Genomic DNA, 15,612 nt, shown 5'->3' with positions numbered 1-15,612 from the left:
TAAAGGTGCTGACATGATTCATCCTTTCTGGGAGGATGAATCACAAGCAGACCCCTTTGGGAATCCCATGATTCCGGTTTTTGCAGAAACGCTTTAACACCTTGTTAAGCAGGTTCGGTCTATGCTCCGGTGGAACTGAAAGGGGACATCGGCGGTGGACATTCAGGGTGCGGGCTTGGTGGCGATGGCGGTCCTGTGCGGGACGGCCTCGGTTCTGCTGGCGGTGGCGGTGATCCGGCTCTGGGACAGGCGCCAGCCAGGGCAGGGGCGGTCGTCGCGTCCAGGCCATGCGCTGGACGGTCAGGTCCAGCCGATGGTGTTCCTGTTTCGCGGCCCGCAGCTGGTCGATGCGACCCCGCCCGCGCGGGGCCTGCTGGACCGGATCGGCGCGCCCGACGACGACTGGATGCGGTTGATGCGCTGGATCGGGCCGCGCTTTCCCGACGCCCCTGACCGGCTGGCGCTGCTGTCACGCTTGGGCCGGGTCGAGCTGGTGGGCCAGCAGGGCCAGGGCAGTGCGACCCTGCGCCTGGTGGCCGAGGATCTGGGTGACCGGCTGTGGCGCCTGACCCTGACCGATCCCGGCGCCGAACATGCCGGGATCGTGGTCGATTCGATGTCGCTCCAGGCTATGGAGGAGGAGCTGGACCTGCTGCGCGGCGCGCTGGACCAGACGCCGATGCTGGTCTGGCGGCTGGATGCGCAGGACCGGGTGACCTGGGCCAATGCCGCCTATCTGCGCCGGGCCGAGGCCCGGGCCGAAGGGGTGCTTGGCTGGCCGCTGCCGCGCCTGCTGGACGCGCCCAAGCCGGGGCCGGGCGTCTCGGCCCGCCGCGCCGCGCTGGAGGATCAGGGGATCGTGTCCTGGTACGACTGCCACAGTCATGCCATGGGCGATCAGGTGATGATGTTCGCCCTGCCCGCCGATGCGGCGGTCCGCGCCGAACGCAGCCTGCGCGATTTCGTCCAGACCCTGACCAAGACATTCGCCGATCTGCCCATCGGCCTGGCGATCTTTGACCAGCGGCGCAACCTGCAGCTGTTCAACCCGGCGCTGATCGACCTGACCAACCTGCCCACGGGGTTCCTGACCGCGCGCCCGTCGCTGTTCGATTTCCTGGACCAGCTGCGCGAACAGCGCATGGTCCCCGAGCCCAAGGACTATCGCAGCTGGCGCCAGCACATGGCCAATCTGGAAAGCGCCGCCGCGACCGGCCACCATGTCGAGACCTGGTCCCTGCCCGGCGGCCAGACCTATCGTGTGACGGGCCGTCCCCATCCCGACGGCGCGGTGGCCTTCCTGTTCGAGAACATCACCACCGAGATGTCACTGACCCGCAAGTTCCGGGCCGAGCTGCTGCTGGGCGCGCATGTGCTGGACGGGCTGGACGACGCGCTGGCGGTCTTTGCCGGGACCGGGCAGTTGGTCCTGTCGAACAACGCCTATCGCCGGCTGTGGGGTGCCGCGCCCGCATCGCTGGCCGATGCGCTGACCACATGGGAGGGGGCGGCCCCGCACGGCCCCGGCTTTACCGCGCTGCGCGAAGCGCTGCAGGCGCCCGATCCGGCGCAGCATGCCGGTGCCATGGCCGGGCCGCAGGGACAGCTGCTGGGCTGGACGGTCACGGCCCTGTCGGGCGGGCGCCAGATGCTGCGGTTCCGCATGGCCTCGGGGCAGCCCATGACTTCGGTTCAGGCAATCTCTCCGCCCGACGAGCTGGCGGCGCTGCGGATGCTGCCCAATGCGATGGGCGCGGACTGACCGCGCCCACTGCCCTCAGTAATCGCGCTCGAAGAACACGCCCAGGGAACTGCCGCCGTCGCTGCCCACGGACCCGCGCGCCCGCAGCGACCGCGTGATGTCCAGGTTCAGGTTGATCGACGACCGCCCGCTCTCTCCGACGGAGACGTCGGTATAGATGTTCTCGGACAGATAGCGCCCGGCGCGCAGCTCGATATTGCCCTCGTCATCGGTGGTCAGGTCCAGGTCGTCCAGGCCCGCGCTTTCGCGCAGGTTGCTGATGATCCCGTCGCCGCCACGTCCGGCCAGGACCGCGATGGCATTGGCCAGCTGCGCGGCCTGCAGGGGGCTGATGCTGTCCAGACCGCGTCCGAACAGCAGCTGTGACAGCACCTCCTCCTGCGGCAGCTCGGGCGAGGATTCGAATGTGATCTGCGGGTCGCGCACCTCTCCGTCGATGATGATCCGGGTGGTGATGCTGTCGCGCTCGGTCTCGGCGACCAGGCGGATCACCGGGATCAGGCTGCCCTGCAGCTCGACCAGGCCCTCGGTCAGGGTGAAGCGGTTGCCCAGCAGATCGACCCGGCCGCGGATCAGCTGCAGGTTGCCGATGGGGATGGCGTCGCGCAGCGTGCCCTGCACGCGGAACCCGCCGCCCAGCTCGGCATCGACACCCCGACCGCGGATGAACACCCGGTTGGGCGCGTTGATCACCAGATCCAACCGCGGCGGATTGGCGGGGGGCGTCGCCGGGGGCCCGGACAGCCCGGCATCGCGCGCCGCCTGGCTGGGATAGCCCTCAAGCCCCGCGCGGGCACGGGTGGCGCGGACCGGCGGGCGTTGGCCGCCGACATGGGTGATGTCGGGAATGGCCCGCGCCCCGCCCAGGCCGGTCGAGGGGATGCGGATCTCGGTCTCGTCCAGGTCGATGCGCCCCGAGATCAGCTGTCCGGTCGCGCCCGATCCGCTGATGCGGACATTGCCGTCCAGCGTCGTCTGATAGAGGTTCGGGTCGCGCAGCACGACCTGCGCCAGCACCACGCCGATATCGATCGCGCCGCTGCCCAGATCGACCGGCCCCGACAGGGTCAGCCGCCCGCCCGCCGCCACATTGGCGCCGCCGTCGATTTGCAAGCGCCCCGACTGAAACGCGGCGGTCACGTCGATCCCCTCAAGCCGCAGGCCCAGGCCCGGATCGGCCAGCTGGCCGTTCTGCAGCCGCACCGTTCCCGACAGCGCCTGGACCGAAGGCGGCCCCTGCATCCGCAGATTGATCGCCAGCGGCCCCGAGACGCTGCGCGTGCGCAGGGTCGTGTTGGCCAGCGCCGAATCCGCGCTGCCGGTGATGGCCAGATCGCTGGTCGATCCGTCCCGCGCCGCCGTGCCTGCGATGCGCAGGTCGGTGCTGCCCGGGGCGGTGGCGCGCAGATCGACCGCGAAGGAGGGCCCCTGTTCGCGCACCGTGCCGCTGACCGCGACGGCGCCCGGGAATTCGGGCACCAGCAGCGCCAGATCGGACAGGCGCGCGTCCAGCGTGATGCCGGTCGCGGGCGCGCCGTCCGCCGTCACCCGCAGCTGCGGGTTGGTGACCGACAGCCGCTGGACCGACAGGCCCTGCGGCCCCTGGCTGGCCGCCAGGTCGAAGGCCGTCTGCCCGCCCAGCACCGGGTCGATGCGCGGCTGGCCCAGGGACAGGCCGCTGGCGGTGCCGGTCGTCTCGATCCGGCGAGTGGTGCCGTCATCGGTCAGCCGGGCCTGCGCCTGGACCGCGCCGCCGATGCCGTTGCCCAGGAACCGCAGATCGCCGGCGCTGATCGTGGCGGCCACATCGGTCGCCCCCGCGCCGACCTGCCCGGTCGCATCGGCCGACAGGCGGGGGTTTTCCACCCGCGCGGTGTCGATGGTAAAGATGCCGCCCTGTTCGGTGCCGGTGACCGACAGGCGCGTCTCGCCCGCCAGGGCCCCGTCCACCTGCGCCTGGCCAAAGGACAGGTCGCGCCCGGTGCCGGTCACGGCCAGGCGGCGGATGCCGTCGCCCGCCTCGGCAAAGCTGCCCTGCGCCTGCAGGCTGCCGCGCCACCCCGCCCCGAAGGGCGCCAGCGAGGCCACATCCACATCGCCGGTCAGGTCGGTCACGCCGGGGCCATAGATGCCCTGCACCACGGCCCGCATCTGATCATTCGTCAGGCGGCCATCGGTGATGGTCACCACGCCGTCGCGCTCCGACGCCCGCAGCGCCAGCTGCGTCGTGCCGGTCAGCGCGCCCGCAGCCCCCGTCGCGCCCAGGGACAGGTCCTGGCCACTGCCGGTCACGTCGATCAGCCGGGCGCCGTCCTCCTCACGCAGGGTGGCGTTGGCCTGGAAGCGGCCCGACCAGTCGGGGCGGATGGACGACAGGTCCACCACCGCCACCTGCGCCACCGCGTCCAGCGCACCCTGGATAAAGCTGCCCTGCGCCTCGGCGCTCAGCTGCGGGTTGGACAGGCGGAAATCCTCCAGCTGGAACCCGTCATCGGTCTGCACCGCATTCGCCACCAGGTCGGTCTGACCGCTCAGCGCATTGTCCAGCGCCTGCAGGCCGATGCGCAGGTCCTGGGTCTGGCCGTTCACCGACAGGCGGCGCCGGTCACGGGGACCGGTCACGGTCGCCTCGGCCTGCAGGGCGCCGGACAGGTCGGCGCCGGCATCGGCCAGCGACTCCATCGTGATCTGTGCGCGCAGGTCGCTGGAGGCCGTGTCGATGCGCCCCTGCGCCGTGGCGGACAGGCGGTTGGCGTCCAGGCGGAAATCCTCGATCTCCAGGCCGCGTTCGTCGCGGCGGGCCTCCAGCTGAATGGTGGAATCGCCGCCCAGCATGCGGTCCAGCTGCGGCTGGTTCACCGCGATGTCGCGGCCATTCACGCGGGCATCGATGTCAAAGGCCCGGGTCAGCAGGATGTAATACCCTTGGACCGAGGCATCCGCCGCCCCCGTCAGCGGCCGCCCCGCCACGCCCGACAGGCGCGACAGGTCAGTATAGCGCGTGTCCACGTCCACCGACAGCGTGATGCCGCTGCTGAGGCCCGACACCAGGAAGTTGCCGTCCAGCCCGTAATCGCCGCCGCGCACGCGCAGGTTCGTCACGTCCAGCGCATTGCCGGGGGTAAAGTTGAACCCGGTGCGCCCCTCGATCTGGGGGCCCACGGCCTGGGCCAGGTTCGGGTCGTCAAAGGCCAGATCGCGCGCGGCAAAGTCGATGGCGCCGATCACCTCGGACAGCGCGCCCTCGTCCAGAAAGATCTGGCCGCGCCCGGCCAGATCCAGCGCGCCAAGCGCCACCCCGTCCAGGGTCAGCGCGCCGATGCCGCCATCCAGCCGCCAGCCATCGCTGCGCGCGGCGTCATAGGCAAAGGTCAGGCTGCCGGATTCGACCGTCGCGCCGTTGCCTGCAAAGGGCAGGGCCACGGGCACCTGGGTGGCCCCCGCGTCGCGGCCAAGCGTGACCAGCAGCCGCGCCCGCTGCGGGGCAGAGAGGTCGTTGGTGGCCAGCGACCCCTCGACGCGCAGCGCCTCGGTGCGGATGTCCAGGCGCGGGATCTCCAGGCGGCCGGTCTCGGCGCGCCAGCCCTCGGCCAGCAGCTGGGTGTCCTGGCCAAAGAACGCCCGGTCCTGCGGGCGCAGCAGCGAGGCCACGTCGCCGCCCAGCTGGAACCGGAACGCCGTGCCGGGCGATCCGTCCGGGCCGGTGCTGCCATTGGCGCCGACCTGGCCGGTGATGCGCGGCTGTCCGTCGGTGGCCAGGCGGATATCGGCGGTGAAATCGCGGATCTGGCCCTCGCCGCTGATCTGGGCGGTCAGGGCGGGCTTGTCATACAGGTTCACCAGATTGGCCAGCAGGCCGTCCGCGGCCTCGTCCAGGCCCAGGTTCAGGCGCAGCGCCTCGGTCGTGTTGGAATAGGCCGCGTCCAGCACGAACTGGCCGCGCGGCCCGTCCAGGCGGTCGATGGTCAGCTGGGCCTCGCCCTCGCCCCCCTCCAGCGACAGGCCGCCCGCGATGCGCAGCGCGGCCTCGACCCCGATCAGGGGCTCTCCCAGCATGACGCGGTCGGCGCGGATCTGCTCGATGGTCAGCGCCACGGGCAGTTCGGGCAGGGCAAAGACCGGTGCCTCGGCCTGGACCGCTGATTCCTCAGGGGCGGGCAGGCGGGGCAGCAGGATCTCGGCGGCGGACAGCTCGGCGATCTCGATGCGGCGGCGCAGCAGGGCGCTGCGATTCCACTGAATCGCGCCGTCGCGCAGGGTCAGATAGGCCCCGTCCTCATCCGAGATGCGCAATTCGGTGAAGGTCGCGCGCGACGACAGCGCCCCCTGGAACCCCTCGATCACGACCTGTCGACCCTCGCCGGATAGGTTGCGTTCCAGAAGGCCGGTCAGAAAGCCGCGATCGTCATCGACCTGGGCGCTAAGCTCTGCCACGCTTTGGGCCATTACGGCCAGTGGGAACAGGACTGCGATAAGGGTGATCCAGAAGGTCCGCATCAGAATACCTGTCCCAGTCCGAGGTAAAGTTGCACGCCGCTGCCGGTATCGCCGCTGACGGGGCCCGCCACGTCAAAGCGCAGCGGCCCGATGGGGGTGTCATAGCGGATGCCGACCCCCGCTCCGGCATGATCGCCGCTGTCGCCGCCGAACCCGTCCTGGGTCCAGACCTGGCCGTAATCGGCGAATGCCACCAGCCCGATGCGCTCGCGCAGCTGGAACCGGAATTCGGCGGTGGCGCTGGCGACCGACAGGCCGCCGGTCTTGATCGGACGGTCCGGGCCCTGGATCTGTTCAACCCCCAGGGATTGATAGGGGTGCCCGCGCACCGTGCCGCCGCCGCCGGAATAGAACAGATAGTTGCGCGGCGTCGTCTCCAGCGCGCTGCCGAAGACCGACCCCGCCCGCGCGCGGCCCGCCAGGGTAAAGCGGTCGTCGGCGCCAAAGGACCGGAACACCCGCCCCTCGCCCAGGGCGCGCAGGCCCGAGCTGGTATCGCCCTGGCCCGCAAAGGGCGTGACCTCGGCCGACAGGTAGAACCCGCGCCGGGCGTTGTTGGGCTGGTCGCGGCGGTCCCAGATGACGTCCATCGGCAGGGCCACGACCTTGAAATCGGTGCGGCCATTGGCGTCGAAGACGCGCGAATACTGGTATTCCAGCGCCGCATCCGCCGTCAGGCGGTCGCTGAAGATATGCATCAGGCCAAAGCCCAGGGTGGCGCTGTCCTCGTCGTAATCCTCCTCGCGCATCTGCGCGACCTCCAGCTCGGTATAGGCGGTGGTGTCGGCGGTGATGGTCGCGGGGCGGTCCAGCCGGATGGTCAGCTCATCGTCGCGGTCGCTGGTTTCGGACCCGATATCCTTGATGCGCCCGTCGATGCGCAGGCGTTCGCCCCCGCCCAGCAGGTTGCGGTGCATCCAGTAGGCCGAGACCAGCGTCCCGTCCACGGTCGAGATCTCGGCCCCCGCACCGATGCGCCGGGGGGCCTGCTCGACCACGGTCAGATCCACGTCCAACGTGTCGCCGGGGCCGATGTCATCGGCCTCCTGCAGGGTGATGGCGGAAAACACGCCGCTGCGGCGCAGGCGCTGGCGGACGGTCTCCAGCTCCTCGGGGTCGAACCGTTCGCCCTCGGGGAAACCGGCGATCTTGCGCAGGCGGCGTTCGTTCAGGCGCTGGTTGCCGCTGACCGACATGCGGCCAAAGCTGACGCGCGGGCCGGGGGTCAGGGCGATGCGGCTGTCGACCTGGCTGGCATCATGGTCGGCCACGATTTGCTGGTCGCCGATATCGGCCTTGGCGTGGCCGACCGCGCGCCAGCCGTCCACGCCCGCAATGGCCGCGCGGCGCATGACGCCCGTGCCAGCAATCTCTCCGACGGCATAGGCGTCCGAAATATCCGAGCCGGGCGCCACCGGCGCGATCTGCGCCCGCGAGAACCGAAAGACCGGGCCGGGATCGACGGCGACCAGCACGCGGGCCACCTGGGCGGGGGCGTCCAGGGGCGCGACCTCGGCGGCCTCAACCCCGTCCAGGGTGATGGTGACGACGCCGTCGTAATGGCCCTCATCGTACAGCAGGCCCAGGATGCGGGCGTAATCGCCGCGCGCGGCGGCCAGCACGTCCTGGCCGGTGGTGCGATCCTCGGCCAGCGCGCCGGTCAGCAGCAGTGCCTGGCGGATCTGGCGGGTCAGCGCCTCGTCGCCGCCCGCGACCTGCACGTCCAGGGCCACCGGCCCCTCGGCCTGGCTGCCGCGTCCGAACAGCCCCGAGAACGGCGACGAGCTTTGCGCCAGCGCCGCGCCCGTGCCCGACAGCACCATGCCGGACAGCGCCGTTCCGGCCATCAAGATCGCCCCGAGATATGCCCGCATCCTGCCCGCCCCGTCTTTTTGGTTGCGGCAATTCAAACAGGATCGGCCCGGTTTATCCAGCAATCTTTGGCCGCAGGGGGGTTAACCTTTGCGCGACAGGCGGAACCTAGCCAAGCGCCGCAAGGCACCCCTGCAGCGCGGCCATGTCATCGCGGATCAGGAAAACGGGGGTGTTTTCAGGGATGTGGCGCATATGCGCCTCGGCCAGAAAGGCGGGCTCGAACAGGGGCATGCGGTCAGCGATGCTGCGGCCCACGCTGCCGGCCAGAAACAGTCCCTCCAGCGGCATGAAGCGCAGCGACAGCTCGCGGCACAAAAGGCCGACCAGCTCCGCGAACAGGTCATAGGTCGCGGTGGCGGCCGGATCGCCGGCCTCCATCGCGGCGGCGATCGCTTCGCCGCGCAGGGGGTCCGTGCCGGTCAGGGCGGCGTGCAGGCGCGACAGCCCACGGCCGGCAAAGGTCTCTTCGGTGGAAAAGAACCCGGCCGCGGCATCGGCGCCCACGCGGTCCTGCAGGCGGGCCATGATGTTGGCGGGCAGGTGGGTGTGCCCCTCCTCGGCCTCAAGAACGGTGATCGCGCCGCCGGGCAGCACCCGCACCGCGCAGACGTTGAAGCCGGTGCCCAGGCCCACGACCAGCGCCTGGCCGTTGCGGGCGCGACCCTGCGGGGCCGCGCGCAGCGTCGTCAGCTGATCGCCCGACAGCGCAGGCGTGGAATAGCCCAGGGCCGACAGGTCGTTGATCAGTCGCACCTGGTCGGCATCGGTCAGCCGCGCCAGGTTGTCCTCGTCAAAGGACCAGGCGCGGTTGGTCAGGCTGGCCCGGCCACCACTGACCGGACCCGCCACGGCGATGCACATGGACGAGATGTTGGGCTGGTGCTGCTGGGCCATGAACTGGCGCACCACGTCGTCAAAGCTGTCAAAGTCGTCGCCTTTGAAGCGCGTGACCGTGCCCGCGTCGATGGACCCGTTGCGCGCGATCGCCAGCCGCGCATTGGTTCCGCCCACATCGCCCAGAAGCATCGCCATTGCCGTCACCCTTCTCAGTTCAGCCGTTCACCGTCCTTAGGCGAGAAATACGACACTTTCGAGAGGTCGAATGCCAGCGGAAACGGCTGGCGCGCCCGGACCGCGCTTTCGGCGCGCAGCCGTGCGGTGACCGCCTTGCCGCCCAGATGGGTGACGGCGAACGTGTCGGCGCCTGCCGGTTCCACGATCTCGATCATCACGTCGCCGCCCGCGCCATGGGCGGTGCCGGGCAGATGCGCGTTGCCGGTGGCCTCGTGGATGTCCTCGGGGCGCACGCCCAGCACGATATCCGCGGGCAGGTCGCGGGCCACGGGGTCGGTGATGACCAGCGGCGCGTCGCCGTCGCGCTCGATCTCAATGCGGGTCTGGCCGCCTTCGGAGCGCACGCGGGCCGGGATCAGGTTCATCGCCGGGCTGCCCATGAAGTCGGCCACGAACATGTTGGCGGGGCGGTTGTAGATTTCCGCCGGCGTGCCGATCTGCTGGATCACGCCGCCCTTCATCACGACGATCTTGGTGGCCAGCGTCATCGCCTCGATTTGGTCATGGGTGACATAGACGATGGAGGCGTTCAGATCCTGATGCAGCTTCTTGATCTCGGTCCGCATGCTGACGCGCAGCTTCGCGTCGAGGTTGGACAGCGGCTCGTCGAACAGGAACAGCTTGGGGTCGCGGACCAGGGCGCGGCCCATGGCAACACGCTGGCGCTGGCCACCCGACAGCTGGCCCGGCTTGCGGTTCAGCAGCGGCTCGATCTGCAGCTGGCGCGACACCTCGGCCAGCTTGGTGGCCTGGGTGGCCTTGTCGACGCCGCGCACCTTCATGCCAAAGGTGATGTTCTTGGCGACCGTCATCGTCGGGTACAAAGCATAGGACTGGAACACCATCGCGATGTCGCGGTCCTTGGGGCTGACACCTGTGACGTTGCGCCCGGCGATCTGGATGTCGCCGCCAGTGATCGGTTCAAGCCCCGCGATGCAGTTCAGCAGCGTGGACTTGCCGCAGCCCGACGGGCCGACCAGGACCAGAAAGTCGCCCTCGTCGATGCTGATGTTGATGTCGTGCAGAATATGGGTGTCGCCATAGGCTTTCTGCAGGTGGTCGATTTCCAGAATGGGCATGGCTTATCCCTTGACGCTGCCGGCGGTCAGGCCGCGGATGAAATATTTGCCGGCGACGACATAGACCAGCAGCGTGGGCAGCGCGGCGATGATCGCCGCGGCCATGTCCACGTTGTAGGCTTTGACGCCGGTGGTGGAGTTGACGATGTTGTTCAGCGCGACGGTCACGGGCTGCGACCCGGCCCCGCTGAACGACACGCCGAACAGGAAGTCGTTCCAGATCTGCGTGAACTGCCAGATGACCGACACGGTGATGATCGGCAGCGAGATCGGCAGGAAGATCGACCAGAAGATGCGGAAGAACCCCGCCCCGTCGACCTTGGCCGCGCGCACCAGTTCCTGGGGAATGGTGACATAGTAGTTGCGGAAGAACAGCGTGGTGAAGCCCAGGCCATAGATCACGTGGACGAAGATCAGCCCCGGAATCGTGCCGGCCAGCCCCATCAGGCCCAGCATCTGCGCCATCGGCAGCAGCACCACCTGGAACGGGATGAAGCAGCCGAACAGGATCGCGGCAAAGAACAGGTTCGCGCCGCGGAATTTCCACTGGGCGAAGACATAGCCGTTCAGCGCCCCGATGATGGTCGAGATCATCACCGCAGGCACCGCCATCAGCACCGAGTTCCAGAAGAACGGGCGCAGCCCCTCGCACTGGGTTCCGGCGCAGGCGGTCGACCAGGCCTCGGCCCAGGGGGCGAATGTGATCTCTCGTGGCAGGGACAGCAGGCTGCCGGTGCGGATTTCCTCCAGGCTTTTCAGCGAGGTCGTCAGCATGACGAACAGCGGCATTAGATAGAATAGGGCGAACAGGATCAGGATGCCGTACAGGCCCCAACGCAAGGCGGTGTTACTGGTCACGGCGCGGCCTCAATTCACTGTAGAGATAGGGGACGACGATGGCAAAGATGACCATCATCATGATCATGGCGCTGGACGCCGCCTGCCCCAGATCGCCGCGAGAGAACGCCATGGCATACATGTAGGTCGCGGGCAGGTCGGTGGCATAGCCGGGGCCGCCGCCGGTCAGCGCGATGACCAGGTCGAACGCCTTGATGGCCAGGTGTGCCAGCACGATGAAGGCCGACAGGAAGATCGGCGCCATCGTGGGGATGATGATCGCGGAATAGATGCGGTGCGTGGGGATGCCGTCGACCTGGGCCGCGCGGATGATTTCCGTGTCGACCGAACGCAGACCGGCCAGGAACAGCGCCATGACGAACCCCGAGGCCTGCCAGACGGCGGCCAGCACGATCGTGTAGATCGCCATGTCGGGGCGGATCAGCCAGTCGAAGGTGAAGCTTTCCCAACCCCAGCCCCGGACGGCGGCCTGGATGCCCAGGCCCGGGTTCAGGATCCATTTCCAGGCGGTGCCGGTCACGATCAGCGACAGGGCCATGGGATACAGATAGATGGTGCGCAGCACGCCCTCGGCGCGGATCTTCTGGTCCAGGAAGATGGCCAGGGCCAGGCCGATCACCATCGAGATCACGATGAACAGACCGCCAAAGATGAACAGGTTGTTCATCGCCACGTCCCACCGGGGGGCTGCGAACAGGCGCTCGTATTGCGTGATGCCGTCCAGTTCGTAGCGCGGCATCAGGCGCGAGCGGGTAAAGCTGATCCAGGCCGTCCAGGCGATGAAGCCGTAGACGAAGACCAGGATCGCCACGAAGGACGGCGCCAAGACGACCTTGGGCACGTTGCGTTCAAGCCATTCCATTTTTCGGTAAACCCCCAAAGAAAGACCCCGCGCCCGGCAAGGGGCGCGGGGTCGTCAGGCCGTGATCACATCGAATTTGCGACCGCGTCGGCCAGTTGCTGCACGGCGTCATCCGACGACATGTCGCTGTTGAAATGCGCGGTCACCACGTCGGTGATCGCGCCGGCGGGCGCACCGCGCAGCGCCATGCCATGCGCATAGCTGGGCAGCAGCGAGCCGCTGGCCGCATCCGCGGTCATGTCAGCATTCGACTGTTTCGCGCAATCGTCGAAATCGTCCAGCGAGACATCGGTGCGTGCCGGGATCGAGCCCTTGTTCAGGTTGAACGTGTGCTGGAATTCCGGGCCCATGATCAGGCTGGCCAGAAGGGCCTGGCCCTGCTGCTTGTCCTCGCCGTCCAGCTCAAAGAAGGCAAAGCTGTCGACGTTATAGAGGAACCCTTCGCCCGGGGTCGGCGCGCAGACGAAATCGACGCCCGGCTCTTTGCCCGCGGCCAAGAATTCGCCCTTGGCCCAGTCACCCATGATCTGGAAGGCGGCCTCGTCGTTCATGACCATGGCCGTGGCCAGGTTCCAGTCGCGGCCCGAGAAGTTGTCGTCGACATAGCCGCGGATGGTCCGCATCTGGTCGAAGACCTGCCGCATCGTGTCCGAGGTCAGCGCCTCGGTGTCCAGATCGACCAGCGCCTGCTGGTAGAATTCCGGTCCGCCCAGGCCCAGAACGACCGTCTCGAAGATGGTCGCGTCCTGCCAGTTCTGGCCGCCATGGGCCAGCGGCGTCACGCCTGCAGCCTGCAGCTTTTCGGCGGCGGCGTTGAACTCGTCCCAGGTGGTCGGCATCTCGATGCCATGCTCGTCCAGGATCTGCTTGTTGCCCCAGATCCAGTTGACGCGGTGGACGTTCACGGGTGCGGCGCACCACTGGTCCTCGCACTTCATGTGGGCGGCGATCTGCTCGGGCAGGACGGCGTCCCAGCCATTCTCCTCGGCGACGGCGCCGATATCGGCAAGGCCGGTCTCCTCGAACCATTCCTGGATCGCGGGGCCTTTCAGCTGGACGGCGGTGGGGGCGTTGCCGGACAGGACGCGGGCGCGAAGCGCGGTCATCGCGGCGTCACCGCCGCCGCCGGCCACGGGCATATCGGTCCAGGTGCCGCCTTCGGCTGCGAACTGCTCCTGCAGGACGGCGACCGAACGGGCCTCGCCGCCCGAGGTCCACCAGTGCATCACCTCGGCGGTGGGGTTGGCCATCGCGGGCGCAGCCATCATCACGGCGGTCGATGCCGCCAGAACGGATTTCAGGTTCATGGATCCTCCCAGATCTTTCCCGCGCGGATTCGCTGATCCGCGTGTTCCGCCATCATGCCTGAGCGCCAGCCATGCCCGCAACGCAGAGCCGCCATGCGCCAGGCAGATTTCGCGGCGTTATGTTACAAACTGTTACGAAACCCCCGCAGGCGGTGCTAGACCACCGAACCGGAGGACCGATCATGAGCCTGCACCGCCTTCTGCTGGTCGAGGATGATGCCGACATGGCCGCCATGCTGGCCGCCTATCTGCAGCGCAACGGCCTGCACGTGACCTGCGCCGACAGCCGCGCGACCGCGCTGGCCGCGCTGCGCGGCGGGCGGGTGGACCTGATCCTGCTGGACGTGTCCCTGGGCGATGACGACGGCGTGCAGATCTGCGCCGAGATCCGCGAGGCGCAGGACGTGCCCATCATCATGGTCAGCGCCCTGTCCGCCGACCATCAGCGCATGGCCGGATACGAGGTCGGGGCCGACGACTACATCGCCAAGCCCTTCAACCCCGACCTGCTGCTGGCCCGCATCCGGGCGGTGCTGCGCCGGGCGAACCGCGCGCCCAGCCTGTCGCACAGGCGGCGCGACAGCGTGCTGCGCTTTGCGGGCTGGCGATACGACGCGCGCCGCGACGAGGTGACCGCGCCCGGCGGCTGGCAGGTCAGCCTGTCCGCGCGCGAGACCGCGCTGCTGCGGGTGTTCCTGGCCAACCCGCTGATCCCCCTGACCCGCGATGAGATCGCCGCCGCCCTGGACGATGACGACGCCGCCGAGGGGCGCGCCATCGACGTGCTGGTCGGACGTCTGCGCCAGAAGACCGACCCCGCCCTGATCCGCACCGAACGGGGCCTGGGCTATGTGCTGTCGTCCGAGGTGGTGCGTGACGCTGACTGACCGCCTGTCGCTGCGGGTGGTGGCCAGCCTGTGGGTGGCGCTGGCGATGCTGGCGGGGGGCGGGGGGGTCTGGCTGTGGACCGCCAGCGACGCGGCCTGGCGGGCGCATCTGGACGGGGCCTATGTCGCGGGCCTTGCCCTGGCCGACAGCCTGGAATCGGGCAGCGCGTTGCCCCAAGGCCTGTCCCTGACCCAACTGCGCGCCGCCCCCGACCTGCCGCCGGGTTGGCGGCAGACGGTGATCACTCTGACCGGCGGCGGCCGCCCGGACCTGACGCAGGGCGCGCGTCTGTCGGTGCGCATCCAGTCGCCCGACCTGACCTATCCGGCGGCGGCGGTGCAATCGGTGGGGGGCGGCAGCCAGGCGGCGGGGCTGGCCTCGGTCACGCGGGCGCTGGCGCGGTTCTGCAGCGATCCGCGCCTGTTCGTGCAGCGCGACACCGGCCCCTGGATGCGCATCGACGGCGCGGCGGTCTGGGGCTGCGACGCGGCGCCCCCCGACCGGCGCCTGCTGGCCGGGGCGCTGGCGGTGGGGGCGCTGGCGCTGCTGCTGGGTTGGGTGGCCGAGGTGTCGGGCGCCTTCGTGGCCTTCGCGCGCGCCCTGGGCGATCACCGCGCCCGTAATGCCGCCCTGCCCGTCGGCGGCGTCGAGGAGCTGCGCCAGACCGCGCAGGCCGTGAACGCCTATGTCGCCCAGGACCGCGCCGCGCTGGAGAACCGCGCGCTGGTCCTGTCGGGGGTCAGCCATGATCTGGGCACCCCCGCCACCCGCCTGCGCCTGCGCAGCGCCATGATCGAGGACGCCTCCCTGCGCGAGCGGCTGGAGCGCGACATCGACGAGATGACCACCATGATCGACGGCGTGCTGACCTATACCCGCGCCGAGATCGGGGCCGAACCGTTCCGCCAGCTGTCCCTGACCTCGCTGGCCGAGGCAGTGGTGGCCGATTACCAGGACGTGGGCCTGCCCGTGACGCTGCGCCAGTCGCAGCCGGCCCCGGCCCGCGCGGGCACGCTGTTCTCGCGCACGGCCAGCCGCCCGACGCTGGACAGCCACGCCCTGCTGATGCGCGGCCAGCCCACGGCGCTGCGCCGCGCGCTGTCCAACCTGATCGACAACGCGCTGAAATACGGGCGCGAGGCCGTGGTCGTCACCGGTGGCGGCGCGGACGAGGCCTGGATCGGCGTCACCGATCGCGGATCGGTCCTGACCGAGGAGGACGTCGCCCGCCTAACCGGCGCCTTTCAGCGCGGAGAGAATGCGGGCACCGCCAGCGGTGTGGGACTGGGCCTGGCGATCGTCTCGACCATCGCCGCGCAGCATGGTGGGCGGCTGGAATTCCACCGCGCCTCTCCGGGGCTGGAGGCACGTCTGACCCTGGCGCGGCGGTGGGCGTGACGCAGCGTCCGG

At 69.3% G+C, this 15,612-nt stretch carries 10 protein-coding genes; 3 read left to right on the top strand and 7 right to left on the bottom strand.

The window, feature by feature from the left end:
• Nucleotides 1–154 precede the first annotated feature (154 nt).
• On the top strand, nt 155–1,762 hold the full coding sequence (locus tag ABS73_RS08335) for a PAS-domain containing protein (protein ID WP_277019141.1): 1,608 nt from the start codon (nt 155–157) through the stop codon (nt 1,760–1,762).
• A gap of 15 nt (nt 1,763–1,777) precedes the next feature.
• Here ABS73_RS08335 and ABS73_RS08330 read toward each other — a convergent pair whose 3' ends face one another.
• The 7 genes from ABS73_RS08330 to ABS73_RS08300 all read right to left on the bottom strand — a co-directional run bounded on the left by ABS73_RS08330 (nt 1,778) and on the right by ABS73_RS08300 (nt 13,314).
• Nucleotides 1,778–6,259 carry a translocation/assembly module TamB domain-containing protein gene (locus tag ABS73_RS08330; protein WP_277019139.1) on the bottom strand — a complete coding sequence of 1,494 codons (4,482 nt, stop codon included), beginning with the start codon at nt 6,257–6,259 and terminating at the stop codon, nt 1,778–1,780.
• Entirely contained in the window at nt 6,259–8,133 is a 1,875-nt protein-coding gene (locus tag ABS73_RS08325; protein ID WP_277019137.1) for an autotransporter assembly complex protein TamA, read from the bottom strand. Before ABS73_RS08325 ends, ABS73_RS08330 begins: the two co-directional genes overlap by 1 nt.
• A gap of 106 nt (nt 8,134–8,239) precedes the next feature.
• A complete protein-coding gene (locus ABS73_RS08320) occupies nt 8,240–9,166 on the bottom strand; it encodes a glucokinase (protein ID WP_277019135.1) in 927 nt (308 codons plus the stop codon).
• A gap of 14 nt (nt 9,167–9,180) precedes the next feature.
• Complete coding sequence (locus ABS73_RS08315) at nt 9,181–10,287, bottom strand: ABC transporter ATP-binding protein (RefSeq protein WP_277019133.1); 1,107 nt, start codon at nt 10,285–10,287, stop codon at nt 9,181–9,183.
• Between the two features lie 3 nt (nt 10,288–10,290).
• On the bottom strand, nt 10,291–11,145 hold the full coding sequence (locus tag ABS73_RS08310) for a carbohydrate ABC transporter permease (RefSeq protein ID WP_136856109.1): 855 nt from the start codon (nt 11,143–11,145) through the stop codon (nt 10,291–10,293).
• Nucleotides 11,135–12,007 (bottom strand): carbohydrate ABC transporter permease, encoded by an 873-nt coding sequence (locus ABS73_RS08305; RefSeq protein WP_136856110.1) that lies wholly within the window; start codon nt 12,005–12,007, stop codon nt 11,135–11,137. The genes ABS73_RS08310 and ABS73_RS08305 overlap by 11 nt, the downstream gene beginning before the upstream one ends.
• A gap of 65 nt (nt 12,008–12,072) precedes the next feature.
• Nucleotides 12,073–13,314 (bottom strand): ABC transporter substrate-binding protein, encoded by a 1,242-nt coding sequence (locus tag ABS73_RS08300; RefSeq protein WP_277019130.1) that lies wholly within the window; start codon nt 13,312–13,314, stop codon nt 12,073–12,075.
• Between the two features lie 182 nt (nt 13,315–13,496).
• Between ABS73_RS08300 and ABS73_RS08295 the strand changes: the two genes are divergently transcribed.
• On the top strand, nt 13,497–14,201 hold the full coding sequence (locus tag ABS73_RS08295) for a response regulator transcription factor (protein ID WP_277019128.1): 705 nt from the start codon (nt 13,497–13,499) through the stop codon (nt 14,199–14,201).
• Nucleotides 14,188–15,600, top strand: a complete 1,413-nt coding sequence (locus ABS73_RS08290) for an ATP-binding protein (RefSeq protein ID WP_277019126.1) — start codon at nt 14,188–14,190, stop codon at nt 15,598–15,600. Before ABS73_RS08295 ends, ABS73_RS08290 begins: the two co-directional genes overlap by 14 nt.
• Nucleotides 15,601–15,612: the final 12 nt, after the last annotated feature.

Origin of the sequence: Paracoccus sp. SCN 68-21, assembly GCF_001724535.1 — a bacterium.
GTDB lineage: Bacteria > Pseudomonadota > Alphaproteobacteria > Rhodobacterales > Rhodobacteraceae > Paracoccus > Paracoccus hibiscisoli.
Note: the sequence above shows the minus strand (reverse complement) of the source record. Positions and strands in the feature narration are given on the sequence as shown.

Bases quoted from the DNA above. Each gene is read 5' to 3' on its own strand.
- ABS73_RS08305 (WP_136856110.1), bottom strand. From the start codon at position 12,007: ATGGAATGGCTTGAACGCAACGTGCCCAAGGTCGTCTTGGCGCCGTCC.
- ABS73_RS08315 (WP_277019133.1), bottom strand. From the start codon at position 10,287: ATGCCCATTCTGGAAATCGACCACCTGCAGAAAGCCTATGGCGACACC.
- ABS73_RS08330 (WP_277019139.1), bottom strand. From the start codon at position 6,259: ATGCGGACCTTCTGGATCACCCTTATCGCAGTCCTGTTCCCACTGGCC.
- ABS73_RS08325 (WP_277019137.1), bottom strand. From the start codon at position 8,133: ATGCGGGCATATCTCGGGGCGATCTTGATGGCCGGAACGGCGCTGTCC.
- ABS73_RS08295 (WP_277019128.1), top strand. From the start codon at position 13,497: ATGAGCCTGCACCGCCTTCTGCTGGTCGAGGATGATGCCGACATGGCC.
- ABS73_RS08300 (WP_277019130.1), bottom strand. From the start codon at position 13,314: ATGAACCTGAAATCCGTTCTGGCGGCATCGACCGCCGTGATGATGGCT.
- ABS73_RS08320 (WP_277019135.1), bottom strand. From the start codon at position 9,166: ATGGCGATGCTTCTGGGCGATGTGGGCGGAACCAATGCGCGGCTGGCG.